Annotated in this window: 22 protein-coding genes; 12 read left to right on the plus strand and 10 right to left on the minus strand. The window is 50.7% G+C overall.

Annotation, left to right across the window (positions count from 1 at the left end; all coding sequences use genetic code 11):
- Nucleotides 1-56 precede the first annotated feature (56 nt).
- Together ADU22_RS02000 and ADU22_RS02005 are read right to left on the minus strand one after the other, a co-directional pair.
- Complete coding sequence (locus ADU22_RS02000) at nt 57-1,175, minus strand: 2-keto-3-deoxygluconate permease (RefSeq protein WP_053360661.1); 1,119 nt, start codon at nt 1,173-1,175, stop codon at nt 57-59.
- Nucleotides 1,176-2,333, minus strand: coding sequence for a glycerate kinase (locus tag ADU22_RS02005; RefSeq protein WP_053360662.1), 1,158 nt, complete (start codon nt 2,331-2,333; stop codon nt 1,176-1,178).
- Nucleotides 2,334-2,606: 273 nt separating this feature from the next.
- Between ADU22_RS02005 and ADU22_RS02010 the strand changes: the two genes are divergently transcribed.
- Nucleotides 2,607-3,692 carry a CdaR family transcriptional regulator gene (locus ADU22_RS02010; protein ID WP_053360663.1) on the plus strand — a complete coding sequence of 362 codons (1,086 nt, stop codon included), beginning with the start codon at nt 2,607-2,609 and terminating at the stop codon, nt 3,690-3,692.
- Between the two features lie 163 nt (nt 3,693-3,855).
- On the plus strand, nt 3,856-4,056 hold the full coding sequence (locus ADU22_RS02015) for a CsbD family protein (RefSeq protein ID WP_156324296.1): 201 nt from the start codon (nt 3,856-3,858) through the stop codon (nt 4,054-4,056).
- Nucleotides 4,057-4,833: 777 nt separating this feature from the next.
- On the opposite strand, the gene mgtE is transcribed toward ADU22_RS02015, so the two are convergent.
- A complete protein-coding gene (mgtE, locus tag ADU22_RS02025; protein WP_502688754.1) occupies nt 4,834-6,192 on the minus strand; it encodes a magnesium transporter in 1,359 nt (452 codons plus the stop codon).
- Nucleotides 6,193-6,364: 172 nt separating this feature from the next.
- On the opposite strand from mgtE, the gene ADU22_RS02030 reads away from it, so the two are divergent.
- Complete coding sequence (locus ADU22_RS02030; RefSeq protein ID WP_053360666.1) at nt 6,365-6,931, plus strand: RNA polymerase sigma factor; 567 nt, start codon at nt 6,365-6,367, stop codon at nt 6,929-6,931.
- Nucleotides 6,909-8,558: a DUF4179 domain-containing protein gene (locus ADU22_RS02035; RefSeq protein ID WP_053360667.1), complete on the plus strand. Its 1,650-nt coding sequence runs from the start codon at nt 6,909-6,911 to the stop codon at nt 8,556-8,558. Before ADU22_RS02030 ends, ADU22_RS02035 begins: the two co-directional genes overlap by 23 nt.
- A gap of 383 nt (nt 8,559-8,941) precedes the next feature.
- On the opposite strand, the gene ADU22_RS02045 is transcribed toward ADU22_RS02035, so the two are convergent.
- Nucleotides 8,942-12,031, minus strand: coding sequence for an efflux RND transporter permease subunit (locus ADU22_RS02045; RefSeq protein ID WP_053360669.1), 3,090 nt, complete (start codon nt 12,029-12,031; stop codon nt 8,942-8,944).
- Nucleotides 12,032-12,034: 3 nt separating this feature from the next.
- Nucleotides 12,035-12,892 carry an efflux RND transporter periplasmic adaptor subunit gene (locus tag ADU22_RS02050; RefSeq protein ID WP_053360670.1) on the minus strand — a complete coding sequence of 286 codons (858 nt, stop codon included), beginning with the start codon at nt 12,890-12,892 and terminating at the stop codon, nt 12,035-12,037.
- 413 nt (nt 12,893-13,305) lie between these two features.
- On the opposite strand from ADU22_RS02050, the gene ADU22_RS02055 reads away from it, so the two are divergent.
- The 3 genes from ADU22_RS02055 to ADU22_RS02065 all read left to right on the plus strand — a co-directional run bounded on the left by ADU22_RS02055 (nt 13,306) and on the right by ADU22_RS02065 (nt 15,976).
- A complete protein-coding gene (locus ADU22_RS02055) occupies nt 13,306-14,538 on the plus strand; it encodes a hemolysin family protein (protein ID WP_053360671.1) in 1,233 nt (410 codons plus the stop codon).
- Between the two features lie 208 nt (nt 14,539-14,746).
- Nucleotides 14,747-15,448 carry a C40 family peptidase gene (locus ADU22_RS24075; protein ID WP_156324297.1) on the plus strand — a complete coding sequence of 234 codons (702 nt, stop codon included), beginning with the start codon at nt 14,747-14,749 and terminating at the stop codon, nt 15,446-15,448.
- Between the two features lie 123 nt (nt 15,449-15,571).
- Entirely contained in the window at nt 15,572-15,976 is a 405-nt protein-coding gene (locus ADU22_RS02065; RefSeq protein WP_053360672.1) for an anti-sigma regulatory factor, read from the plus strand.
- Between the two features lie 36 nt (nt 15,977-16,012).
- Here the strand turns inward: ADU22_RS02065 and ADU22_RS02070 are convergent, their stop codons facing one another.
- Complete coding sequence (locus ADU22_RS02070; protein ID WP_053360673.1) at nt 16,013-16,807, minus strand: hypothetical protein; 795 nt, start codon at nt 16,805-16,807, stop codon at nt 16,013-16,015.
- Between the two features lie 177 nt (nt 16,808-16,984).
- Here ADU22_RS02070 and ADU22_RS24510 point away from each other — a divergent pair, with 177 nt between their 5' ends.
- Entirely contained in the window at nt 16,985-17,137 is a 153-nt protein-coding gene (locus ADU22_RS24510; protein WP_156183068.1) for a lmo0937 family membrane protein, read from the plus strand.
- An 87-nt stretch (nt 17,138-17,224) separates the two neighbouring features.
- Here the strand turns inward: ADU22_RS24510 and ADU22_RS02075 are convergent, their stop codons facing one another.
- Nucleotides 17,225-18,154, minus strand: a complete 930-nt coding sequence (locus ADU22_RS02075) for an alpha/beta hydrolase (protein ID WP_053360674.1) — start codon at nt 18,152-18,154, stop codon at nt 17,225-17,227.
- 243 nt (nt 18,155-18,397) lie between these two features.
- Between ADU22_RS02075 and ADU22_RS02080 the strand changes: the two genes are divergently transcribed.
- The 3 genes from ADU22_RS02080 to tatA all read left to right on the plus strand — a co-directional run bounded on the left by ADU22_RS02080 (nt 18,398) and on the right by tatA (nt 19,714).
- Complete coding sequence (locus ADU22_RS02080; RefSeq protein WP_053360675.1) at nt 18,398-18,898, plus strand: sigma-70 family RNA polymerase sigma factor; 501 nt, start codon at nt 18,398-18,400, stop codon at nt 18,896-18,898.
- 30 nt (nt 18,899-18,928) lie between these two features.
- Nucleotides 18,929-19,444: a hypothetical protein gene (locus ADU22_RS02085; RefSeq protein ID WP_156324298.1), complete on the plus strand. Its 516-nt coding sequence runs from the start codon at nt 18,929-18,931 to the stop codon at nt 19,442-19,444.
- 84 nt (nt 19,445-19,528) lie between these two features.
- Nucleotides 19,529-19,714, plus strand: a complete 186-nt coding sequence (tatA, locus tag ADU22_RS02090; protein WP_053360677.1) for a twin-arginine translocase TatA/TatE family subunit — start codon at nt 19,529-19,531, stop codon at nt 19,712-19,714.
- 49 nt (nt 19,715-19,763) lie between these two features.
- Here the strand turns inward: tatA and modB are convergent, their stop codons facing one another.
- On the minus strand, nt 19,764-20,417 hold the full coding sequence (gene modB, locus ADU22_RS02095; RefSeq protein WP_053360678.1) for a molybdate ABC transporter permease subunit: 654 nt from the start codon (nt 20,415-20,417) through the stop codon (nt 19,764-19,766).
- A complete protein-coding gene (gene modA, locus ADU22_RS02100; RefSeq protein ID WP_069187949.1) occupies nt 20,417-21,160 on the minus strand; it encodes a molybdate ABC transporter substrate-binding protein in 744 nt (247 codons plus the stop codon). The genes modB and modA overlap by 1 nt, the downstream gene beginning before the upstream one ends.
- A 380-nt stretch (nt 21,161-21,540) precedes the next feature.
- Here modA and ADU22_RS02105 point away from each other — a divergent pair, with 380 nt between their 5' ends.
- Nucleotides 21,541-23,184 (plus strand): long-chain-fatty-acid--CoA ligase, encoded by a 1,644-nt coding sequence (locus ADU22_RS02105; protein WP_053360680.1) that lies wholly within the window; start codon nt 21,541-21,543, stop codon nt 23,182-23,184.
- 29 nt (nt 23,185-23,213) lie between these two features.
- Here ADU22_RS02105 and ADU22_RS02110 read toward each other — a convergent pair whose 3' ends face one another.
- The gene (locus ADU22_RS02110) at nt 23,214-24,464 is read right to left on the minus strand and encodes an MFS transporter (protein ID WP_053360681.1); all 1,251 of its coding nucleotides are present in this window, start codon (nt 24,462-24,464) and stop codon (nt 23,214-23,216) included.
- Nucleotides 24,465-24,507: the final 43 nt, after the last annotated feature.

The raw sequence follows: 24,507 nt of genomic DNA on the forward strand, positions 1-24,507 counted from the left end.
GTCAAAACAGTCTCACCCCCGGGAGGTCCCAGGGGTGCAACAAGGGTGCTGGCCATTTATTTTGCAACTGCTTCCGCATTTTGGCCGGAGCCGGCTGCGCTCAGCTCCTGGCGGCCATCAATACCGCGCTTCTTCTGCCACTTATCCACCAGGATGACAAAGACCGGGCAAAGAATCGCGGTCGTCAATACGGAAATCGAGATTTGGGCCGTCGCGATGTTGACGATGCCGGCATAGGCAGCCGCCTCGGCTTCTGTCATCATTCCGGAACTGGCGGCCACTCCCGCAGCGGCAGCAATCGCAGCAGGTGTACCAACCGCGTTGCCTGCCGTGGACGCTTCTGCGACTGGCGCAATAAGGCTTTTTTCCTTAAATGCCTTGAACACGAGCATACCTGTTAATCCTGTTAAAATCGTTGTCAGCAAGCCCAGTGTAAGGCCGGCAGCCACTACATCCGGATTGAAGAAAGTCGCAAAGTTCATTCCTGCTCCGAGTGCAAAGGCGAAGAACGGTACAGGCAGGATTTCACCTGGCTTCAGGAATTCACGGATATCGGAATCGAGGTTACCTAAAATCATCCCGATCAGGATTGGCAGCAATACAGCGATGAAGGAAATGATCGGGAACTGGGAGCCCAGCAGCCCCAAACTCATCAAGGTGAAAAACGGGCCGTCATTCAGGGACAGCACGGCGACCGCCCCAACATCGGAACGATTTCCGTATTGGCTTGTCAGTGCCGCATACATGCCGCCGTTTCCATTGGTCATGGCCGCAATGATCGCAACCGTCGAAAGTCCGAAGATTCCTGCCATCGGGTCGAACAGGAAGCCGAATAAAAGACCAATTGCCAAACCTGTCAGGTATTTGGAGGATGTGAGCAGGACACCTTTCTTTAAAGCCGTCCCGCCGACGCGGAAGTTCATCTGGCTTCCGGCACAGAAGAGGAACAGGGCAATCAAGACAAGCGCTCCGTCCTTGAACAGCTGCTGCGAGAATCCGCCGATCCGCAGAAACTCATAGTAGCCGTCAGCGGTTGGCGAAACGCCGAGGGATTTCAGGCCATTCATGATAAATGGCAGGTGCATTTGGTCGATTGTATTGAGCAATGCTCCAAGCATAAGCGGAACAACCATCAGGCCGCCAGGGACTTTTTCAATCGTTTGTTTGATTTTCATCTATAGAACCGCCTTTCCTTCTGATATTTTATGATGAAAATAAGAACGGACATTTTGTTCAGCCGAGAATTCCAGCAGCTCGGCCGCATTTTCCATTGCTTCCTGTAAGGTCATCGGCCGGGTAATGATGCTGTTGACGCTTACAATTCCATACTGGTACAGCACATCAATTCCTCTTCCAACAGAGCCGGCAAGGATGATGGAAGCTATGCCTTGCTTTTGGGCAGCCTGTGCGACTCCCATAGGCGTTTTGCCTGATGCCGTCTGGAAATCGACCTGACCTTCACCGGTAAAAACCAGCTGGGCTCCTTCAAGCGCCTTATGCAGGCCGGTATGCTCGATGACCACATCGATTCCACGCCTCATTTCGGATGGGAAGAAGGCTTGGAATGCACCGCCAATCCCCCCGGCCGCCCCGGCTCCCTTGGATTCGTGAAGGCGGATTCCGGTTGCTTTTTCCACGGCATCTGCCCAGTGGGCAAGATTGGCATCAAGAATGTTCACCAGCTCCGGTGTAGCTCCCTTTTGCGGTCCGAATACATGGGAAGCGCCATCCGGGCCTATAAGCGGGTTTTCCACATCGGACGCAATCAGGAAGGTGGAAGCAGAAATTCGCGAATCAAATTCACTTGCATCCACGGTGTGGACCTTTCCAAGCTCCCCGCCGCCGTAACCGATTTCATTTCCCTGTTCGTCAAGAAGCTTCAGCCCCAATGCCTGCAGCATCCCGGCACCGCCGTCATTTGTTGCGGAACCGCCAATGGCAAGGATGAACGAGGTATAGCCTTCATCCAGCGCCTGGCGAATCAGCTGGCCAGTTCCATAAGTCGTAGCTTTTAATGGGTCCAGCTGTCCTGGCGGCACGAGCGCAAGCCCGGAAGCTGTTGCCATTTCAATTACGCAGGTTTTATTATCGCCGAGAACGCCATAATCAGCCTCTACCAGGCTTCCTAGCGGACCGGTGACCTGGATGGTTTTCGTCTTCCCGCCAGTCGCGGCGACCAGTGTTTCGAGCGTCCCCTCACCGCCATCGCCAATCGGCATGCACACAGTTTCAGCCTCCGGAAACGCCTTATGAATTCCTCTTTCTATTGCGAGAGCCGCCTCGACTGCACTAAGGCTTCCTTTAAAGGAGTCGGGCGCAATTACAATCTTCATCATATCCCCCTCTTTTTTTAACATGGTGTGTCTGCTTTCTTGCCAGCTTTTACAAAGGCAGACCAGCATGGCTTTTCGCCTAGTTCCTGCAAGATGCACTATAATTCCACATGAAAATATGGTACTTTAAACCTAAAACAGAAAACGTTTTCACGTTTGGCTCTCATTATACTAGGCTTGCTTCTCTTTTACATCGTGTGTACCATATAAAAAACAGGTCGGATTTTTACGAATTTTTTGTATGCTCTGACCAATTTTAGCGGGGGGAAAGGAATGCTCACGAAAGACATCGCCCAAACCATTGTTCATGAAACATCGAAACGCCTGAATCGCAACATCAATATTATGGATGAAAAAGGAAGGATCCTTGCCTCGGGGAACCCCGAGCGGATTGATGATATTCACGAGGGCGCACTTCAAGTGTTAAAAAGCGGCGAACCCCTGACCATTTCCGCCGACCATGAAGGAGTATGGCGCGGGGCACTGCCGGGCATCAACCTGCCGATCCAGTTTGAGGATGAAACAGTCGGCGTGATCGGCATTACCGGAGATCCCGATGAAATCACCGAGTTCGCCGGCATCGTAAAAATGGCGACCGAGTTGATGATCAAGCAAAGGTTCATTGCGAACCAATTGGAGTGGCAGCAGCGGACGAAGGAAATGGTCGTGGAAGAATTATTGAAAGACACCCCCTCTTTTAAAAATATCGAGAGGGGGCTTAGTCTGCTTGAGACGGAATTGAAGGCCCCTTTCCAGGTCCAGGCCGTTCAGCTGTCACACCGGGCGATGGCCAACCAGGCCCTGATCCAGAAAATCGAGGGCATAATTGGCGAGGGCAGCGGCTTTGCCTGCTTTATCAATATCAACCGGCTGTTTTTTCTCTTTTCCGGCTTAAGTGATCTGGAGGTGCAAAAAAGGCTGAAGCTGATCTACAAGGAGCTGAAGCAGCTGAACCTTCCCTTCCGCCTCTCCCATGGCACACCGTTTGCCGATCTTGAAAGCTTCCGCCAGGCCTACAGCGATTGCGAACTTGCACTAAAAATCAGCGATGAGGAGGAGGACTTTGTTTCCTTCGCCGAAATTGAAACCAAAGCGCTGATATATACAATCGAACCAGCCCGGGCGCAAAGGTTCAAAGAGAGGATTGTCACCAAGACCGTGGCCAAGTACGCCGACACGCTGCAAGCCTTTTTCGAGAATAACCTGAACATCCAGCAGACAGCCGATGACCTGTTCATCCACCGGAACACGCTCACCTACCGGCTCACCAAAATCCAGGAAGAAACCGGCTACGACCCAAAGCACTTCAAAGACGCCCTCACCCTCCAGCTCGCCCTCTGGACCGCTCAAGTACAGTAAAGCAATGACGGGTGCCTGACCCGCTGTGCGGTACAGCACTAAACTGTTGAAGGGTGCCTGACCCGCGGCGCGGTGAAGTGATGAAGGGTGCCTGACCCCATATGTTTGGGCTGTCCGAGTGAGGGGTAAATAAGGGTTAACCGACTTTTGAAGGAGGCTGACAATGATGAGAAACGATGATCAAACTAAAGGAAACTGGGATCAGGTTAAAGGCGAAGCTAAGAAACAGTTTGGCAAGCTTACTGATAATGAATCGATGGAAGCGGAAGGCCGCATGGACAAAGGAAAAGGCAAAGTTCGTGAAGCTTTCGGCGATGCGAAGGAAAATGTGTCACGTGCCTTTAATGATTCGCAAAGAGATTAATAGATGAAAACAGTTTAAACGCCTGGGTGACATTCCCAGGCGTTTTTATGTTGGATTAAGGATCAAGCGGTGTGGTGCGGGCTGATGTGATGCGGATCGGGGGGCTGGGTGTTTATTTGCTAGTTTGCGCGTCCTATTGTCCGGGAGGGACTTCTATTGTCCGCTTTCCGCATTTTATTAGCGGGTTCAACGACTTTATTTGCCAATTTTTCTTTTCTATTTGCCGGTTTGCTCATCCTATTGTCCGGGAGCATTTCTATTGTCCGCTTTCCGCATTCTATTGGCAGATTTACCGATTCTATAAGCCCGTTTTCCTTTTCTATTTGCCGATTTGCTCATCCTATTGTCCGGGAGCATTTCTATTATCCGCTTTCCGCATTTTATTAGCGGGTTCAACGATTCTATTTGCCAGTTTCCCTTTTCTATTTGCCAATTTGCGTGTCCTATTGTCCGGAAGCATTTCTATTGTCCGCTTTCCGGATTCTATTAGCGGGTTCAACGATTTTATTTGCCAAGTTCTTTTTCTATTTGCCGATTTACGCGTCCTATTGTCCAGGAGCATTTCTATTGTCCGCTTTCCGCATTCTATTAGCGGGTTTACCGATTCTATTAGCCAGTTTCCCTTTTCTATTTGCCGATTTACGCGTCCTATTGTCCGGAAGCATTTCTATTGTCCGGGTAGCACCCCTATTGTCCCGGCGCACTCAGCACTTCCTCTTGCCCCGCTCAGCGCCATTAGTCAGCTTGCTGCTTCTTTTCACCGAACCTTCCCCCCTCCTACATCAACTGGCTCAGGAACATGGTGGCGATTCCAAAATAGATGAACAGGGAGAGGATGTCATTCAGGGTTGTAATCAGCGGGCCGGATGCGACGGCCGGGTCAATATTGAAGTGGTAAAGGATCAGCGGAATGACGGTTCCGGCGAGGGTTCCGAAAATCAGGGTCAGAAATAGCGAGCTGCCGACTACAAAGCCGAGCACCATGCTGCCTTTCCAGAAGAACGCAATCAAAGAAATCAGCAGGCCGCATATAACCCCAATCATGAGCGCCACCCGGAATTCGCGCAGCACCAGCCGGACCACTGTCTTTCTGTCAATCGTCCGCGTCGTCAGCCCGCGCACGACAACAGCGAGGGACTGGGTGCCGGTATTCCCTGTCATCCCGGCAATCATCGGCATGAAAAACGTCAGGGCCACCACTCTCTCAATCGTTTCCTCAAAGGAGGAAATGATTGTACCCGAAACGACCCCGATAAACAGAAGCAGTATCAGCCATGGAAGCCGCCGGTAAGCAGCTACGATCGCCTTCGTCTCAAATGTAATGTCTTTGCCGGAAGCGGATAGCTTGGCAATGTCCTCGGATGCCTCGCGGATGACCACATCGATCACATCATCGACGGTGACGATGCCAACCAGCTTGTCTTCCTCATCGACAACCGGCATCGACAGAAAATCGTAGCGTTCAATCAGCCGGGCCACCATTTCCTGGTCGGTCGTCACCGAGACGGAAATGACGCGCGTGAACATGATGTCGGCAATTTTTTCATCTTCGTCATGCAAAATCAAGTCGCGGTAGGAGATGACTCCCTTCAGCTTCCGCCCGCTGTCCACCACATACATATAATTGAACGTCTCGGTAATCTCCGCAAAATATTTAAGCTTGTCAACCGTTTCCCGGACATTATAATCCTCCGGGATCCAGACGAACCGGTTGGTCATCAGCCGGCCGGCTGTTTCGGGCGGATAATCCATCATCTTTTTGACAATCAGCGACTCCTCCTGCTTCATCAGCGAGAGAAATCCCTTCACCTTGTCGGAAGGCAAAGAGGTGAGCAGGGCCGCAATGTCATCATTGTCCATCAAATCAAGCACTGCCCCCGCTTTCCCGGCACCAAGCTTGACCAGGACCATCATTTGCTGGGCCGGTTCCATTTCCATCAGCAGTTTCGCAATCTGCTCCAGTTCCAGCAGCGCGAGAAGCTTCGTCTGGTGTTTGTCGGGAAGCTTCTGGTAAATAAGATACATATCGTAAGGCTGCAGCTCTTCCATCGTCTGCTGCAGGGCCTCTTTTTCCCCTTCAATGATCAAATCCATCAATTCCATCGTCATGTGAGTTTCAGGAATCAATTGGGTCACCTCCTGTGCTGCCATAAACCGCCACTGTTCAGAACGTCTTCTTATTGAAGTTCCCCGCCACCTTCCCGTAAAACCATAACTTTTTTGAAACACCTGAAATTATTTGCCAGCCAAACACGTTATGATAAATGAAAGACAAAACGAGACATGAGCATGGAAACGGGAGGTCAAGATGGAAGAGGAGCGGCAGTGGATCATGGAGGTGCTGGCCGGCAACAAGAAGGCTTACGCCCATATCATAAATAAATATAAAAACCCTTTATATGCGACGATTCTGCGGATGACGCGGAACCCGCAGGATGCCCAGGACCTGGTACAGGAAGCCTTCATAAAGGTATACCACCAGCTGAACAAATACAGCGGGAATGGACCGTTTTCAAGCTGGATGTACCGTGTGGCCATCAATCATTGCATGGATGAATTCAGAAAGAAACGCTATAAAATGAAGCAAGTTCAAATGGATGACGACATGGTACAGGACCATCATCATCCCGAAGTGATTTTTCTTAAAAAAGAGAAGAACCGCCAGCTGGAAAAACTGCTTCTCACCCTGCCGGAAGAGGACCGGATGATTCTCCTCCTCCGCTATGTCAACGAGCTAAGCTACAGCGAAATCAGCGGCATCACCGACCTGCCCCTTTCCGATGTGCGCAACAAACTGCACCGGGCCAAGAAAAAATTGAGAAATACCGCCGAGCGCGAAGGAGGCTATTTTCATGAACTGTCCAACGGCCGATAAACTGTCACAGTATAATGATGCGCTGCTCCCCCAGCAGGAAAGTTCACAAATTCATGCCCATATCCAAAGCTGCAGGCATTGCCAGCTTCTGCTTGAGGCGTTCGCCAATGAGGAACAATTTTTAAAAGAAACACTGCAAAGCCCCGAGCTGCCTGAGGAGTTTGCCGACACCGTCCTTAACCAGCTGCAGCCATATGAACAGCCAGCAGCCCCCAGGAAGCTATGGAAAAAGGCCGTGCTGCCAGCTCCAGGAAAGAAAGTGTGGAAGAAGACGATGCTGTCAGCGGCCGGGCTCGTGCTTGCCATCGGTCTCGGATCCTCGCTCAACCCAAGCTTTGCACAGTGGATTGGAGGCTTATTCTCCACCGACCAGGTTGACGAGGGCTTGAGGCTTGCTGCAGACGAAGGCTTTGCCCATCGTGTCAACCTTGAAGCAGAGGATCATGGCTTGACCTTTAAAGTCGAGGACATCGTTGCGGATTCCACCAGGATTGCCTTGTCTTACCAAATTTTAAATAAAAAAGGCAAACCGCAGGATTTGTACCTGGACTTGCAAGACGGCAAGAATGAAGTGTATGCCCTTGACAAAAAAGGGGCAAGGATTGAGGTTTCCGGCATGAGCTGGGGTAATGCCGACGATTATGGTGTGATCGAATTTTCCCTGCGCGAACAAAAGGAACTGGAGCAGCTGACGGTAAAATTCGATCTGACGGAACTTAACGGCAAGAACGGCTCCTGGCAGCTTGAAGTGCCGGTCGACCTGAAGGACAGCCTGAAATCGACCACCATCCTTACCTTTAGCGATACCGAAACTTCCCGGCATGGCGTGAACATTGCCATGAAAGAAGTCCAGTATGCCCCTTCTTCCAATGAACTCGTGTACGAAACTTCTTTTACCGAGGAAGAGCGAAGTAAATTCGAAGCCCAAATCAAAGGGCTGGAAGAACGATTCGGCAAGGAAAAGGCCGGCACCTTTGCGAACTATGGCACAGCGATCCAATATCATCTTGAAAATGAAGAAAACAAAACCGTCTACCAGCACAATACCTTTCTAAAAGGAAAGGGCCATACCAGTGATGTCGGCATGCTGCAGGGCATGGGGGAGAATTTGGCCACAGTCGGCCATATGAGATGGAACGAATCGTTTATTCCGCAAAAGGGAGAGGAAAGGCTGACCTTTGTGCTGGATGGTGTCGTCAAAACTGTACCCGCCGACTTTACGGTAAAAATCAAGCCGAAAGAGCTGAAAAAGAACCCGCTGTCTCTCGAGTATGAAGGCAATTTTCTCTCTGTAAAAAAAGCGGCAAAAGAAAGCAGGTATTCACTCAGGAAGGCATTGCTGCCAATCCAAAAGGAAACAATTTTTAAAATTGAAATGGAAGGCGGCAAGGAGGCTCCTTCATCGGAGTTCGGCGCCTGGCTTCTCGAAGACGACAAAGGAAACCACTATACCGCCTACCACAGCGGTTCGATTCTTGATGAGAAAGATGAAAATGGCCGCTACAAGACCACCATCGACCTGACAGTGTACGGCATGGACGAAGTGCCGGAAGAGCTCACCCTGCACCTTCTGTCGGTCACCCGCTACCATGAGGTGGAGGATGAATGGAGAGTTCCGCTAAAATAGTGCAAGAAAAGCGCAAGCGCCTTGCTCAGCCCCGACAAGCGCTGGAGGGCCAGCTGATGAAGTCGTTCTTTGACTCCAACAGCTGGACCGAATTAGAAAAGCGGAGCCGACTGTATAGGAGCGACAAGCGTAAGGCAGAATCCGCAGGAAGGCGTTGTTTGCCTTCTGAAGGATTATGACTTACGACTCGAGCTCCTAGGAGGCAAAGCCAGACAAGCGACTCGAGCTGCTCAAAGCTACGCTTCTCGCAAGATACTCGAAGAAGTTCATTCAAGGATGAAAACTGGCTAGGCGCTGGAGCTGGACAGTTATCTAAGTGTAAAATTCATACCTTCGTATCCTTCAAAAAGGCAGCCCGGATTTTTTCCTGGGCTGCCTGTTTTCTATTCTTCTACTGTGGCCGTTCCATTCTTCCGCTTCCTTCTCCTCGTAACTTTTGCCGTCCAATCATCAAATAAGGTGTAGATGACCGGAACAAAGAAAAGCGTGAAAAGTGTGGAAACACTGAGGCCGAAAATAATCGTGATGGCGAGAGGCTGCTGCATCTCGGCTCCTTCCCCAATCGCCAGTCCCAGCGGAATCATCGCAAGAACGGTGGTCAGGGTAGTCATCAGGATTGGGCGCAGACGGCTGCGCCCGGCTTCGATGACGGCTTCATCCCTCTCGATTCCTCTCCGTCTCAATATATTAATGTAGTCAACAAGCACAATCGAGTTGTTGACGACAATCCCCGCGAGCATGATGATCCCGATGAATCCTGGAATGCTGAGCGGGATTCCGGTAATGAACAAGCCGCCTAGTACACCAATCACCGATGTCGGCAAGGCGAACATGATAATGAACGGATACAGGAAATTCTCGAACTGAACAGCCATGACGGCATACACAAGGAAGATCGAGAACACCAAAGCAATCGCAAGGTCGCCGAAGGCATCAGCCATGTCTGCAGCTTGGCCGCCGATGGTGTAGCTGTACCCTTCCGGCAGGTTCATGCTGTCCAGCTTTTTCTCGATATCGGTCGAAACGCTTCTCAGGTCGCGATCAGCAATCGCACTTGTCACATTAATCTGCGGCTGCTGATTTTGCCTGTTCAGTGACACCGGACCCTGCATTTCCACAAAATCGGCCACTTCATCAAGAGGCACCACCGCGCCAGCCGGCGTCTGGATATTCACATCCTGCAGGTCGCTGATGGTCGTGCGGCGGTCTTCCGGATAGATCAGCGTGATGTCAAGCTCCTGGCCTTTTTCACGGTATCTTGTGGCAACCTGGCCGGTGAACTGCATCTGGATTTGCCCCATGATTTGTTCCTGGGTCAGCCCGTAGACAGCTGCCTTGCCTTCATCGATCACGACATTCATCTGCGGAATGCCTTCCGATGCACCGCTTGTCGGGTTAAAGACGCCTTCCACCGTGGAAATTTCCGCCACGACTTCTTCCGCAAGCTCCCTCAGGATTTCGTGTTCCGGGCCGTTAAGCTGGATCTGGATCGGGTCACCCATGCTCATCATGCCCCCATCCATGGAGCTGGCCGTGATTTCGGCCCCGGCGATAAGCTGGAACTCTTTATCCATCTCCTGGACAATCTGGGTGGTGGACCGGTCGCGATCGCCGGCTGGAGTAAGCATAAGAGTATAGGTTGCCTGGTTGCTGGAGCCTGGCTGGCCGCCAAATCCGCCTCCGCCGACTGTCACATAGCTGACTTCAATAACATCTTCATACTTGGAAATGACTTCATTTACTTGCTCGACAATCTGCAGCGTATATTCGGACTTTGTTCCAGGCGCTGTTTCCACTGTAATCTGCGCCTGCCCCTGGTCGGCTGCCGGCATGAATTCCGCCCCGATGAACGGAATCAGCGCAAGGCTTCCGCCGATTAAAAGCAGCGTGACAAAGATGGTCGTTTTGCGCCACCGCAGGACGCCTTTGAGGCCATTGCCATATTTGTCCCGGGTCCAGCCCAGGAAGGAGTCGAACCAGGAACGGCGTCCGTGGCCTTCCATCGCTTTTGACAGCAGCTTGGATGACAGCATCGGCACAAGCGTGACGGCGACAACAAGCGATGCCAGCAGGGAAAAGGCCACGGCCATGCCAAGCGGCATAAACAGGTCGGCGGCGATTCCATCGACGAACACCATCGGCAGGAAGACGACCAGCGTCGTCAGTGTTGAAGCGATAACGGCCGGCGCCAGTTCAGACGCACCCTTAGTGGCCGCTTCCTTAAGGCTGTAGCCTTGCTTTCGATAGGAATAGATGTTTTCCAGAATAACGATCGAGCTGTCGACCATCATCCCGACTCCAAGCGCAAGACCGCCAAGCGTCAATACATTCAATGTCTGGCCGGTGAAATACATGAGCGCAAAGGTAGAAATCAAAGCGATTGGAATCGACAGGCCAATCACCAGTGTCGCACGGACGCTGTTTAAAAACAGCAGCAGCACGAACACCGAGATCGCGCCGCCGATAAGGATGTTATCGACGACGGAGTCAATCGACATTGTAATGAATTCCGATGTATCGATCAGCACTTTCAGCTCGATATTGCCGGCAAGTTCATCTTCAAGGCCTTTGAAGCTGTCCCGGACAGTTTCCGCTACGGCCACCGTATTGGCATCTGTTTGCTTCATGACAGACAATACAAGCGACGGCTCGCCGTTTACCAATGCCGTGGAAGAGGACTCCTTGAATGTGTCCTGGACTTCGGCGATATCCTTGATCAGGACGGTCGCTCCTGCCGGCGTCTGGATAATCGTATTGGCGATATCCTCAACGGACTGTATATCGCCTTTTATCCTGAGCTGCAGATCCTGGTTCCCTTTTTCAATCGTCCCGATGGAGCCTGAACGGTTCGTTGCGTTCAGTGCCTGGACAATGGTCTGCGAGCTGAGGCCATGCTGCTGAAGCTGAGCCGGATCTAGATGCAGCTGGATTTCCCGCTGCCTTGCTCCTTCCACGGTGACGGAAGCTACACCTGTCTGGCGCTCAAAATAAGGGACGACCTGCTCATTGGCAATCTCCGTCAGCTTTTCGGCACTGTTTCCGGTAATGCCGATATACATGACCGGCAGTGCTTCCGGGCTGAACCGCATGATCCTTGGGTCTCCTGCCTGTTCTGGCAGCATCGGCCTTACCTGGTCGATCTTTTCACGGACATCAAGGAGGGCCTGGTCTAGGTCCACGGAGTTCTTGAACATCATAATGACGAGTGAGGAACCGGACTGCGACTGGGACTGGATCGTGTCAATCCCTTCTACTGTACTGACCGCCGATTCAAGGGTCCGGCTGACCAGGTTTTCAACATCCTCCGGGGCGGCGTCGGGATAGCTTGTCGCGACGACGGCCACTGGCAGGTCGATTTTAGGGAAAAGGTCGACCGCCAAATTTCTGACTGATACAATTCCGAGGGCAATAATGGCGAGCACAATCATGATGACGCCAACTGGACGTTTGACAGAGGTTTCGACTAGCTTCACCGGTTATTCCCCTTTCACCACGTTGACGGCAGAGCCATCCGAGAGGGTTAGCTGGCCTGTGACAACGAGCTGGTCGCCCTTCTTGATCTCGCCTTCAATCGCCGTCTCAGCTGATTGGGTCGCCAAAATGGTTACAGGCTGTTTGACGGCCTTCTCATCTTTTACGAGGTAGACAAAGGTTTCATCATTCTCTTCGACAATCGCTGCTGTCGGTACAAGAACCGCTTCGTCGACCTGCTGTTCGGGAACAGACAATTCTGCTACCATGCCAGGCAGGATTTCTCCTTTTTCATTTTCCACTGTGGCTTTGATCGGGTACAAGCCCGTATCGTTTGGCATCGTGCTGATTGACGTCACTTTCGCTTCGTATTCCTTGCCATTTATCGTGACCTTCAGCTGGTCATCGACAGAAAACAGGCTGCGGAGCGAGGCTGTAACGGTAAATTCAAGCTTCATGGTTTCCAGGTCGGCCACAATCGCAAACGGTTCTTCATTGGAGACCATATCGCCCTCCGATACGTTCAAATTCGCAATCTCTCCGTCCTTGGGAGCACGTACTGTCTGCTTTCCGGCCGGTGTCGAGATTCTCGCGATGATGTCGTCTTTCTCCACCTCATCTCCATTGGCTGCCTCGAGCGAATCTACTTCCCCGCCCATCTGAAGCATCACCGGGGACGAACTGTTTGGCGAGGTGCGTCCGAAAACGGAACGGTCGATGGACAGCCCGCCTTCTTTCGCCTCCGCCACCTCAACGGCAGCCACCCTCGTTTCTTCCGCTGTATCTTCTGTATCTTTTTCTGTACATGCAGCCAGGGTTGTCATCAGCATGACGGCCGCTGCACCGTAAAGCAATTTTCTCATGTAAGGAATTCTCCTCTCCCAAACTGGCAATAATGTATTCCAGCAATTTTGCCGGATCAGTCTACAGTCTACTTCAAAAGCCTCGTATATATAGAAGCCCAAAAACAAAGCTACGCATCCTATTACGCACAGGATGTCCCAAAAGTTTCATCCCGAACCATTGTGACCAACCGGTCAGTCACAGAAATCGCACCTCTCCATTTTAAACAATCCCACCCCACAACACAAGAAGCAGCACCGTAAACATCACCCCGCTAAAGCACTAAACGGTGCCTGACCCCCGGTGCGTTAATGCGCTGATGCGATACTCCCCCGCAGAGTGCCTGACCCCTTTGCTGACCGCTATGCATGAGCCCTGGGGAAACAGGGTAATGGGAAACAAGTAATCAGTTCGGGAGGAGATTTGCTTGTTTATGTTTGTTGTCATTTTCATTCTTATTCTGATCTCCGGTTTTTTATCGGGAAGCGAGACGGCGCTGACGGCGGTGAACCGCATGAAGCTCAGGTCAAGAGCGGCCACAGACAGGAAATCGAAAAAGCTGCTTGACCTTGTTTCCAAGCCTGACCGGATGATTACCAGCATCCTGATCGGCAACAATATCACCAATGTATTGCTTCCTACCCTTGTGACCATKGTAGCTCTGGATTATGGATTCAATGTTGGAATCGCCACCGGGCTCGTCACGATTGCCTTGATCATTTTCGCCGAGGTAACGCCAAAATCCATCGCCGCGACGTTCGCCGACCGGATGGCCTATCTGGTAGCACCGGTTATCGGCTGGCTGGTGTGGATCCTTCAACCGTTAACCTGGCTGCTGTCAAAATTCACGGACATCCTGATCAGGATCATTTCAAAAGGAAATGAAGAAAAAACGTCCTTTTCACGCGAAGAACTGAAAACGATGGTCGAAATCGCATCTGTCGAGGGCACGTTTGAAAAAGAGGAAGCCAAGCGGATCCGCGGTGTCATCGAATTTTACAACCGTAATGTGCTTGACGCCATGAAGACTTCGCGCCTTGACATTACCGCGATTCCCCATGATGCAACCTATGAGGAGGCCCGCGACATCATCATTGAGAAAGGGCATGACCGCATGCCGGTTTTTAAAGAAACAATGGACAGCATTGTCGGCAGCTTTTCGGCAAGAAAGCTGCCGGAATGGTCCCTCCATCCCGAGAAGACCCTCGAGGACTTCTGCGACCATCCGCTGTTTGTTGTCGAAACCGCCTCTGTTGAAAAAGTGTTCAAAATGATGCTGAAGGAGAAGCAGCAAATGGCCGTAGTCGTCGACGTCTTCGGTGGTACCCGGGGCATGATAACGACTGAAGACATAATCGAGGTGATGATTGGCCAGGAAATCAACAGCGGAAAAGACGAAATTCTTGTCGATGAAATCACCAACACCCATATCCTTTGTCACGGAAACCTGCCGCTAAGGCAGCTGAACCAAATTTTCAACACCAATATCCCCGAAGAAGCCGATATTGTGTCCGGTTTTATTTTCAAGGAGCTTGGCCATATCCCCGAAAACGGTGAAAGTTTTGTGCATGACAATCTGGAAGTGACCGTCACCCTTGTTGAGGACCACCGCATCAAACAAGTAAAAATGACAAAAATCCCAGTAAACGAAAAAAATCAGGGATAATTACGCACAAAGGCGGCTCCTGGAACACTGCAGGAGCCGCCTTTTCCTGGAAAACTATCATTCTTTGACACGTTTCCCGGGCAATAATGTAATAGAAGAAGGAATAGCTGTCACTTTTTGTAATATAAACGTAATTTTCCTGTTATTCGTTTGTAACCGCCCCCGCTATATACTATGTTTAACATCTAGCAATCGGGGGTATACAAACTTGTTTAAGAGAATCCTAGCAGCTTTATTGCTTTTCACCCTAGTAACTACTGCCGCACCGTCATTGGAAAAAGCTTCTGCCTCTGGATCCCTTTATATTGCAAAAATCGACTCTGGCAATCTTAATGTACGGAAATCGGCATCAACCAAAGCTGCCGTAGTGACCAAGCTCAAAAAGAATCAGCAAATGACTGTCCACTCCCAATCAAAGGGCTGGGCTCATATAACAGCCAATGGAAAAAAAGGATATGTAAGTTCAAAATATATTGCACCAAAGAAGACAATCGCAACAGCAACTGCCAAGAAGCCGGCAGCAAAAGCAACAACTGCTTCCTTTAGTACAGACTATCGCTCCAAGGCCATTTCCGTTGCGAAAAGCAACCAGGGCGTAAAATATCTGTGGGGCGGCAATACGCCAAAAGGCTTTGACTGCTCAGGACTTGTTTCCTACTCCTTCAAGCAGGCAGGTAAGACTCTTCCGCGCACCGCGGCCGAGATGTATACAAAAGGGACAAGCGTTGCTTCACTATCTCCTGGGGATCTGTTGTTTTATGCGACAGCCGGCGGCAAGAAAGTAACTCATGTAGCAATCTATATTGGCAATGGCCAAATGGTTCATGCCACCACATCCAAGGGTGTTGCTATTGACAATCTAAGCAATTCATACTGGAAAGCCCGCTACGTTGGCGCAAAGAGAATATAAACAAAAAAGTGGCGGCCAAGCCACTTTTTTACTGCCCAGGAGCCATCGTCCCCCAGTCCAAGTGTATTTTTTCACAGTATTTCCTTTACACAATTAAGTCGCAAATGGCCTGGAGGGAAGCGTATGGAAGCCAGCACAACGATAAAAATCACTTCAACCCTTGATATCAGCAAAGCAAGGCAGGATGGAAAGGATATTGCCCAAAAGCTGGGATTCAGCATGGTCGACCAGGTGAGGATTAAAACCATTGTCTCCGAATTGGCCCGCAATATCTACCTGTATGCCAAGCTGGGCGAAATTGTGATTGAAACTGCCCATCACCAGGGCAAAGCAGGCATCAAAATCGTGGCCAAGGATGAGGGACCGGGAATTCAGGATATCAATAAGGCAATGGAACCAGGATACACGACCTCCCAGGGAATGGGCGCGGGCTTAAGCGGCGTGAAAAATATCGCCGATGAGTTCGAAATCGAATCCTGTCCCGGTGCCGGCACTACCATCGTGGTTACAAAATGGGCAGGAAATTAATATCACAAAAAAGGGGCCGTGCAGGCTCCTCTTTTTTTATGTTCTTCCCCCTTCAGCCAGCAGCGCTTCGCTGACCTCCAAAACATGTTCGCAATCTTCAAGGATGCCGATGATTTCCTCCCATGTCATGCTAATCCCCAATTCGTTGGAATGAGCAATCCGGTCACGCAAGTCCCGGATCTTTCCGGAGGTTCTTTTCCATTGGCTTCTGGAAGCCAGGCCGAACCTTTGAAACAGGAACTCATCGTTTTTAATGATTTCCAGCTTGTCACTGATCTGCAGGCACTCAACCAGGCTGATGTCTTCATTCTTATCCAGCCTTTTATGGTACAGGTTTTGCGCCAGCTGAAGACGGCCTTCACTGATGAGCGCTTTCCATGACTGGTCCGGAAATTGTTGAGTGATGAGCTCCCCCAGGTTCATTTCAAGCAGGGTAATATAGCCAAAAATCAGGATCCTGATTGGCGGCTTCTGCAAATCAGCAGAGGTAATCAGCTTAGTCACCTTATTTTGCTCCAAAACAAAGATGCGTGACCGGTTTTTAAAAATATGCAGAAACTGGATGAGCGGCGTGGAATTCGTTAGGATGTCCCGCATCAAAAATGGTTTCACATAGTCGGCAATAACCCCGGTCCCCAGATCCGCCCTTTCGACAAATCCGATGACCTCATTTCCTTCCCCAACACCAATCACATCATAATTCCGCTCTTCCAGCTGCATTTTGACAGCTGCTGCATCATCAGCAACATCGCACACAACCAGTGCTTCCGCGATGCTGTCCACGGTCATATTGCTTTCATATAGGTTTTTTAACGCCTGGTATTTGCCCATGCCTTCTCTCCCTTTCTGAAGCCTTTCCTAAATCCCGAAAATTCTTAGTTTCACTATAATACAAAGGTGGTCAATTTTCACCACGGCGGCATTGGAATCGTACAGATTGTCCGTTTGTTCTCCGCCTATTTTGGGTAATATATCTGTAAGACATGAAGCAGGAAGGAGGAATTCAAAATGCTTTGGACTATAATCAGCATTTTGCTCGGCCTGTGGGTGCTTGGCCTCATTTTTGATATCGCCGGAGGCATCATCCATGTTCTTCTTATCATTGCCGCGATTATTTTCGTCGTGAACCTGATCAGAGGACGCTCATCTGGTGCAAGATAGCGTTTCATTGATAAAGTGAAGCTTCATTCAGTGGTTAACACTGAATAAAAGAGAGGATGCCCAATGCAGGGCATCCTCTCTTTTCGTTTATTCCGTGCTGCTGGCACGGGAAGCAATCCACTCCAGGATATCGTCATACACTTCCTCTTTATTGGTCTCGTTGAGGATTTCATGGCGGGCACCCGGATAAAATTTGCAGCTGACATCGATTAGCCCGGCAGACCGGAGCTTTTCGCTGCTCTGCAGGACGCCCCTCGCATTTTTCCCAACCGGGTCCTTGTCGCCTGATAAAAAAAATGCCGGCAGCTGTCTCGGAATGGAGTCATCCTCGTCATAGACCGATAGCAGCCCCTTAAGGAAATCCTCAAAAAAGCCCGCCGTGAAAATGCCGCCGCATAGCGGGTCCTGAATGTATTTCTCTACTTCCCTTTCATCGCGGCTCAGCCAGTCGAACTCCGTCTTGTTTGGCTTAAAGGCCTTGTTGTAGGATCCGAACGTGAGAGCATTCATCAATCTGCTCGGCGTCCGCCTCCCTTGCTTTCGTGCTTCGCGGGCAGAAAGATAATGGCCGACCTTCCCAAGTAATCCCGGGTGTCCTCCTGTTCCGGTAAAAATCACCCCCGCGAGCTCCTCCCCATAAAGCTGGATATACCGCCTTGACAGGAAGGAGCCCATGCTGTGTCCAAGCAGGAAGACGGGAATGTCAGGATAATCCTCTTGCATGATACCTGTCAGCTCTTTCATATCGTGGACGACTGTTTCAAACCCGTTTTCGTCCCCATAATAGCCGCGGTCTTCTTCACTTGTCGCTGTATGGCCATGGCCGCGATGGTCGTTTCCATATACATGGACGCCACGGCTTACGAGAATATCCGCAAACTCGCTATAGCGCCCGATATGCTCCGCCATGCCGTGGGCAATCTGCAGCAGCGCCCGCGGCTTTTCCTCAGCCACCCATTTGACTCCATAAATTTTCTTTCCATCTATTCCTTTGAAATAAAAAGACTGGCCAGACATGTTCCAGCTCCTCTCCATTTTAGATTCCGTCTTATCCATTCTACTCTTAAAAATCACAGCAAAATGAAGCGAAAATGCAATTTTTAGCGTTAAAATTCAAATTTGACCCCTAAAATGGACGTTTTCGCCTTCTTTTTGGCCTCAAATTTGAACAACGGCGATTCGATGGAACTCACAATTCCCTATATGGTAAATGTACCCGGGAATACAAATGCAAAGCGCGCTTTCTGAAGGGATTCAGAAATGGAAAGCTTCGACCAGCTCTCAACGCAGTATGCACCGATGATCCATAAAATTATCCAGTCCTTGCACATTTATAAAAACAAGGACGAGTATTACCAGCATGGCCTGATCGGCTTATGGGAGGCACACAACAACTTTGATCCGCAAAAAGGCAAATTTTCCAGTTACGCCTACCTGTTTATAAAAGGAAGGCTTATGACCGAACTGACAGCAGCCAATAAACATGACAGCCTGACGGCGGGCGTGGATGAAGAGTGGTGGCTGGGCATTGCGGATGAAGGGATACCGTGCCCGCTCGAGGAAGATATCCTCCTGGCATACTGCCAGCGCGCCCGGCTGACCGAAAACCAGACTAAATGGGTGCTATACCATTGTTTGAAAGGTTTCGAAATCAGGCAGATCGCCGTCATCGAAAATGTATCGCCCTCCACCGTCAAAGGCTGGCGGACCGGCGCGAAGGAAAAGCTGAAGAATGCACTTTTGAGTGGGGACTTTTTCTGATTGTGGATTTGTAGTTTTGAGGAAAATCCTTTGCTTTACGACAAGGGGCTGGTGCTTTACGAGAATGGGCTGGTGCTTTACGAGAAAGTTCCGGGGCTTTACGACGAAACTTGGTGTTCTTACGACAAATCCAAGGTCTTTTACGACAAAACTGGAGCGCTTTACGACAAATGCCTGGGCTGGCCGCCCGCTTACGACGCACTCTTCTTGCTTTACGACGAAACTGGGTGCTCTTACGACAAATCCAAGGTCTTTTACGACAAAACTGGAGCGCTTTACGACAAATGCCTGGGCTGGCGGCCCGCTTACGACGCACTCTTCTTGTTTTACGACAAAGTTTCAGTGCTTTACGACGATACTTGGTGTTCTTACGACAAATCAGCGCGGCTTACGACAAAACTGGAGCGTTTCACGACAAATGCCTGGGCTGGCGGCCCGCTTACGACGCACTCTTCTTGTTTTACGACAAAGTCCTCTGCTTTACGACGATACTTKGTGTTCTTTCGACAAATCAGCGCGGCTTACGACAAATCTCAGCACCCTTAAGACAAAACCGTATAGGTTGCCTAAAGCAGAGGCTCCCTGTTTGAACATGCCCGATCAGGGTACGGTCCTACAGGAGGTGATTGCATGCTGCAAAACATCGGGATTCCCGGACTTATCCTCATCCTCATCCTCGCCCTGATTGTTTTTGGCCCTTCCAAACTGCCTGAGATTGGCCGGTCTTTCGGGAGCTCCATAAAGGAATTCAAAAAGGCGACGAAGGAGATGGCCTATGACGAAGAGCACGGGGGCAAAGAGAGGAAAAATAAATAAAAGCAGAAAAAGGCAGCGGGCTTCCGCTGCCTTTTTACATAAAAGCTTTTTATCTGAACCATCGATGAATCATGTATAAAAACAAAACCGTCGTGACGCTCAAGATGAGGACCATCAGGTTGGCATCGTCCATCCGGTTGGCTTGTACGGCGTCATAGATGGCAATCGAAAGGGTCTGCGTCTTGCCCGGGATGTTTCCGGACACCATCAGGGTGGCTCCGAACTCGCCCATCGCCCTGGCAAAGCCCAGCACCAGCCCGGCGAGCACGCCTTTATAAGCCAGCGGGATGACGATGAACAGCAATAATTGAAGCCTGTTGGCTCCGTCCAGCTCAGCCGCTCCGAGGACATCAGAAGAGATGGACTCGAATGCTGCCTGAATCGGCCTGATCAGGAGAGGCAGCGCGGCCACCGTCGCGGCGATCACAGCAGCTTTCCAGGTGAAAATGAGCGGCCCGCCGAAAAGAGTTTCGAACATCTGGCCGATAAAACTTCCCCGTCCAAGCACGACGAGCAGATAATAGCCAAGCACCGTCGGCGGTATGACGAGCGGAATCGTCACCAGAATGGACAGAAAATCCGTCAGACGGTTTTTATTAAAAGCAAACCACCATGAAAACAGGATTCCAAGAATAAAAGCGAAAAGCGTTGCGATTGTGGAAATCTTCAGGGTCAAATATAAAGGACTAAGGATGGCCTCCATTATGGCAGATCAAATCCATATTTCCGCAGCACTTCCTGCCCTTCTTCACTCAGCATATATTCCGAGAACTTCCTGCTGGATTCCTCTTTCTCTGTCTGCGACGGAATGCCCAAAGCCTGTACGATTGGCTCATGTGTGCTGTCATCGATCAATTCATGAGGGAAGTCGCTGCCCGGCATTAACGCGAGTGCGACAATTCCGACGTCGGCATTCCCCGATTCCACCTGCTGGTACGCCTGCCGGATATTTTCGGCGAATACCAATTTAGGCTGGATCTCTTCCCAAATTCCCCACGTTTGCAGCGCCTCCTTTGCGGCCTTCCCATAAGGGGCATGCTCAGGATTGGCAATGGTAATGGTTTTCACCTCTGAACTTAATAGATACTCCTTGTCCAGTTTTTCACTCTTGCCCATCATCACCAATCTGCCAATGGCATAGTATTCCTTCGAATCAGGGATTACTGCACCTGTTTCTATTAAATCTTCTATATAGGATTCATGCGCTGCCGCAAACAGGTCAAAAGGAGCTCCCTTCTTAATCTGCTGTGTCAGCAATCCAGTGGAGCCGAAAGTGAATTCCACTTTGACCCCGGTTTTATCCGTGAACCCTTCCCCTATCTCTGTCAGGGCATGCGTCAGGTCCGAAGCGGCCGCTATATAAATCGTCTGATCTTCGCTTGTCCCATTGGCACACCCGCTTAGCAGCAACATCAAAGACGCACATATTACTAACATTTTCCTCATGCGAATGGTTCCTTTCTGCTGTAAACTTCCCCTATTATATCATCAATACTTCCAGGAGGATAAACAACACAAACGTGTTCATAAAATGGACGAAATCCTTATGGACATATGCAGTGCTTGCCACATTTTGTCCACATATTATCCACAATATTCTGTTAACAATTTGTGAACAAGTCCATGCATTGTGACAGGATTCGAGGGCTTCCTCCTGTTGACTCCCCGAAAGATTGGGTTTCCAGCTCTCGTGGCGGGAGAAATCAGCGGAGATATGCAGGATTGTGTCGACATTCGCGCGTTTACAAAAAACTCCATCCTATCAATAATGTAAATGAATTCGCCAATAGCGGAGAGGGTTTATCATATTTTAGGAGGTTGTTAGGATGGAAAATCTGCAAAAGCCTTGGTTGAAGTTTTATGATCACCGAGTGGATGAGCATGTCAGCGTCAAGCATGAATCTCTGTACGATTTTTTGGAAGACAGTGTCAGCCGCTTCGGCGACAAACCTGCGCTCACTTTTTACGGAAGGTCCTGGAGCTATAATGAAACAAAGATGATCGTCGACCGGCTTGCCTCTGCCCTACATAAAGACGGATTTAAAAAAGGCGACCGCGCCGCCCTCATGCTGCCGAACTGCCCTCAGTACATTTTCACGCTGTTTGCGATTTTCCGGCTTGGCGGTATTGCGGTACAAGTGAACCCGATGTACGTGGAACGGGAAATTTCCTTTGTTCTGGAAGATTCCGATGCGACCCATATGTTCGTCCTTGATGCCCTCTACCCTAAAGTGAAAAAGGTCCAGGGAGACAGCTCCCTTAGAAAGGTGATCGCCGTTGGACTGGGCGGCGAACGAATTGCGCTTGGCGAAGGCGACCTGTATTTTGAAGAAGTGCTCCACGTGCCGCTTGATGCTCCCGAAACCACCATCGATCCGCTGGAGGATGTGGCGATCCTGCAGTACACAGGCGGCACGACCGGCGTCCCTAAAGGCGTTATGCTGACTCACTACAACCTCCTGGCCAATTTTAACCAGGTATGCGACTTTATCTTTAAAACATGTGATGAGGTCCCGGAATCCTTTAAGACAATCACTGTGCTACCGATGTTCCATGTGTACGGCCTGTCAAGCGTGGCCCTTTGCTGTTTTAGGGAAGGCGCCAACCAGATCATCCTGCCTCGCTTTGATGTCAGGGAAGTGATTGAAACGGTCAAACGGGAAAAGCCGTTCATTTTTGCGGCGGTTCCAACCATGTATTTCGCCCTGAACAGCCTCCCTCCGGAAATGCTGAAGGAAGCAGGCTTTGACCAGGTGCACTACGTCGGCAGCGGCGGAGCACCATTGGCAGTTAAGCAGGCACGGGCGTTTGAGAATGTGACAGGCGCTTCCATCCGCGATGGATATGGCCTCTCGGAGTCCTCCCCAACCGTTGCCTTCAATCCGCCATTTGTTCCGGCAAAAGAAGGCAGCATCGGCATCCCGGTCCAGAGTACGATTGTCAGGGTGGTGCTTGAAACAGAGGAAGGTGAAATCGTCGATGCGCCAATTGGTGAAGCCGGCGAATTGATTGTCAATGGCCCTCAGGTGATGAAAGGCTACTGGAACCGCCCGCGGGATACGGATGAAGTGCTCAAGGATGGCTGGCTGTTCACCGGCGACATTGCCAGGATCGATGAAGACGGCTTCCTGTATATCCTTGACCGGAAAAAGGATATGATCATTGCAAGCGGATACAATGTCTACCCTCGTGAGGTGGAGGAAGTTCTTTACCACCTGCCGGGAATTGAAGAAACGCTTGTAATCGGCGTGCCGGATGAATACCGCGGCGAAACCGTCAAGGCCTTTGTAAAATTAAGGGGCGGTTCAACCTTGACAATAGAGGAAATCAAGCAATTTGCTGCCGAAAACCTGGCAGCCTACAAAGCTCCGAAGGAAGTCGAAATCCTCGATGACCTGCCAAAGTCCTCGGTCGGCAAGCTGCTCCGGCGTGTGCTGCGCGATGAGGAGCTGGGAAAAGTGCAGGTGTAAGGAGAGATAAAAGGCAAAAGCCCGGTTGTTTAAAAACCGGGCTTTTTTATCGGCTTGCGATTCCTCTTTTCCCTGACCGCCAGCAAGCTGAGCATGGCGATCACAAACAGCATGATGGCGGCGATAAAAAGCCATCCAATGGCGAAGCTTCCTGTCCGGTCTACCATAAATCCAAACAGCGGCGGCACGGCAATGACTCCGAGCGAACCAAGTGAAAGGGAGAAGCCGCTCGAGAGGCCGGATTGTTCGCGTGGAACGATTTCGGAGGCGAGATTCATCCAGATGCCATTGAATCCTGAAAGCGAGAAGCCAAACAGGATGATCAGCGGAACCATTTCCCAGAAGGCAGCCTGGGAAGCAAAGGCCACTCCGAGGCTTGACAGCGCCGCCAAAATGGCAATGATCAACAAAACCGGCACGCGATTTCCACGAAACAGGACATCGCTTGCCACTCCCCAAATAATCCTCCCCGCCGAGCCGCTCACCTCTGAAATAACCAGGAGGAGACCTGAAAGAAACAGGGATATGCCCAGCTTTTCATGTGAGAACAGCACCAAATACGTGTTCAGGGCCATTTGCGATCCGCTCAGCCCAAAAGCGCTCAGGCTGACGAGCATTAGTGCCTTGTTTTTAAAAAGGGGGAACATGGATTTAAAAGTCGCGCCAGCGCTTGTTTTTTGCATGACCGTCTGCTCCGGAGGATCCCGGTACAAAAGATAGGAGAGGATTCCCCCAAGCATCAGTAAAATGGTGGCGCCGAGGAGGACAGGCCTCCAACCGTATTCCGCGCCGAATGGAAGCAGAATGAGCCCGGCCAGGGCCGCACCCGCTGTGACGCCGGTCTGCTTGATGCCCATAGCCGTTCCCCGCTTTTCGAGTGTAAACCAGTACATGATGCCCTTGTTGGTGATTGGGTGCATTGAGCCGTAACCCGCCCCTCCAATAGCCACCAGCAAGAGCAGCAGAGCAAAATGGCCAAGCTGGGTCGCCGCCGCAAAAGCGATGCCCAGGCAAATGGCAGCAGCACCGAGAAGCCTGCGCGATCCATAAGCATCGGTCAGCATTCCAGCCGGCACAGCCGCTATCGTCTGCCCGAGAAAGAGTGCAGCGGGAAGCATGCCAATCTGGGATTTGGACAACTCCAGGTCGGATCCGATCAGGATGCCCAGCGGAGCCACACTGCGGCCGACAAAAGCAACTAGCAGCTGGGCCAGCAGCAAAAACATCAGCATCCGCCATGGCTCTGAGGCAGGAGTATGTTTCAGCATGGGATTTGTCATTTTCTTTCGCCTCATTTTTTTAGGGTAAAACCATCTTACCATG

Source organism: Bacillus sp. FJAT-27251 (assembly GCF_001273925.1).
Classification (GTDB): domain Bacteria; phylum Bacillota; class Bacilli; order Bacillales; family Cytobacillaceae; genus Mesobacillus_B.

Coding starts and splice junctions, on each gene's coding strand:
- ADU22_RS02065 (WP_053360672.1), top strand. CDS start 15,572: ATGGAAGCCAGCACAACGATAAAAATCACTTCAACCCTTGATATCAGC.
- ADU22_RS02015 (WP_156324296.1), top strand. CDS start 3,856: ATGATGAGAAACGATGATCAAACTAAAGGAAACTGGGATCAGGTTAAA.
- tatA (WP_053360677.1), top strand. CDS start 19,529: ATGCTGCAAAACATCGGGATTCCCGGACTTATCCTCATCCTCATCCTC.
- ADU22_RS02110 (WP_053360681.1), bottom strand. CDS start 24,464: ATGACAAATCCCATGCTGAAACATACTCCTGCCTCAGAGCCATGGCGG.
- ADU22_RS02105 (WP_053360680.1), top strand. CDS start 21,541: ATGGAAAATCTGCAAAAGCCTTGGTTGAAGTTTTATGATCACCGAGTG.
- modB (WP_053360678.1), bottom strand. CDS start 20,417: ATGGAGGCCATCCTTAGTCCTTTATATTTGACCCTGAAGATTTCCACA.
- ADU22_RS02075 (WP_053360674.1), bottom strand. CDS start 18,154: ATGTCTGGCCAGTCTTTTTATTTCAAAGGAATAGATGGAAAGAAAATT.
- modA (WP_069187949.1), bottom strand. CDS start 21,160: ATGAGGAAAATGTTAGTAATATGTGCGTCTTTGATGTTGCTGCTAAGC.
- ADU22_RS02010 (WP_053360663.1), top strand. CDS start 2,607: ATGCTCACGAAAGACATCGCCCAAACCATTGTTCATGAAACATCGAAA.
- ADU22_RS02035 (WP_053360667.1), top strand. CDS start 6,909: ATGAACTGTCCAACGGCCGATAAACTGTCACAGTATAATGATGCGCTG.
- ADU22_RS02005 (WP_053360662.1), bottom strand. CDS start 2,333: ATGAAGATTGTAATTGCGCCCGACTCCTTTAAAGGAAGCCTTAGTGCA.
- ADU22_RS24510 (WP_156183068.1), top strand. CDS start 16,985: ATGCTTTGGACTATAATCAGCATTTTGCTCGGCCTGTGGGTGCTTGGC.
- ADU22_RS02030 (WP_053360666.1), top strand. CDS start 6,365: ATGGAAGAGGAGCGGCAGTGGATCATGGAGGTGCTGGCCGGCAACAAG.
- ADU22_RS02050 (WP_053360670.1), bottom strand. CDS start 12,892: ATGAGAAAATTGCTTTACGGTGCAGCGGCCGTCATGCTGATGACAACC.
- ADU22_RS02080 (WP_053360675.1), top strand. CDS start 18,398: ATGGAAAGCTTCGACCAGCTCTCAACGCAGTATGCACCGATGATCCAT.
- ADU22_RS02070 (WP_053360673.1), bottom strand. CDS start 16,807: ATGGGCAAATACCAGGCGTTAAAAAACCTATATGAAAGCAATATGACC.
- ADU22_RS02000 (WP_053360661.1), bottom strand. CDS start 1,175: ATGAAAATCAAACAAACGATTGAAAAAGTCCCTGGCGGCCTGATGGTT.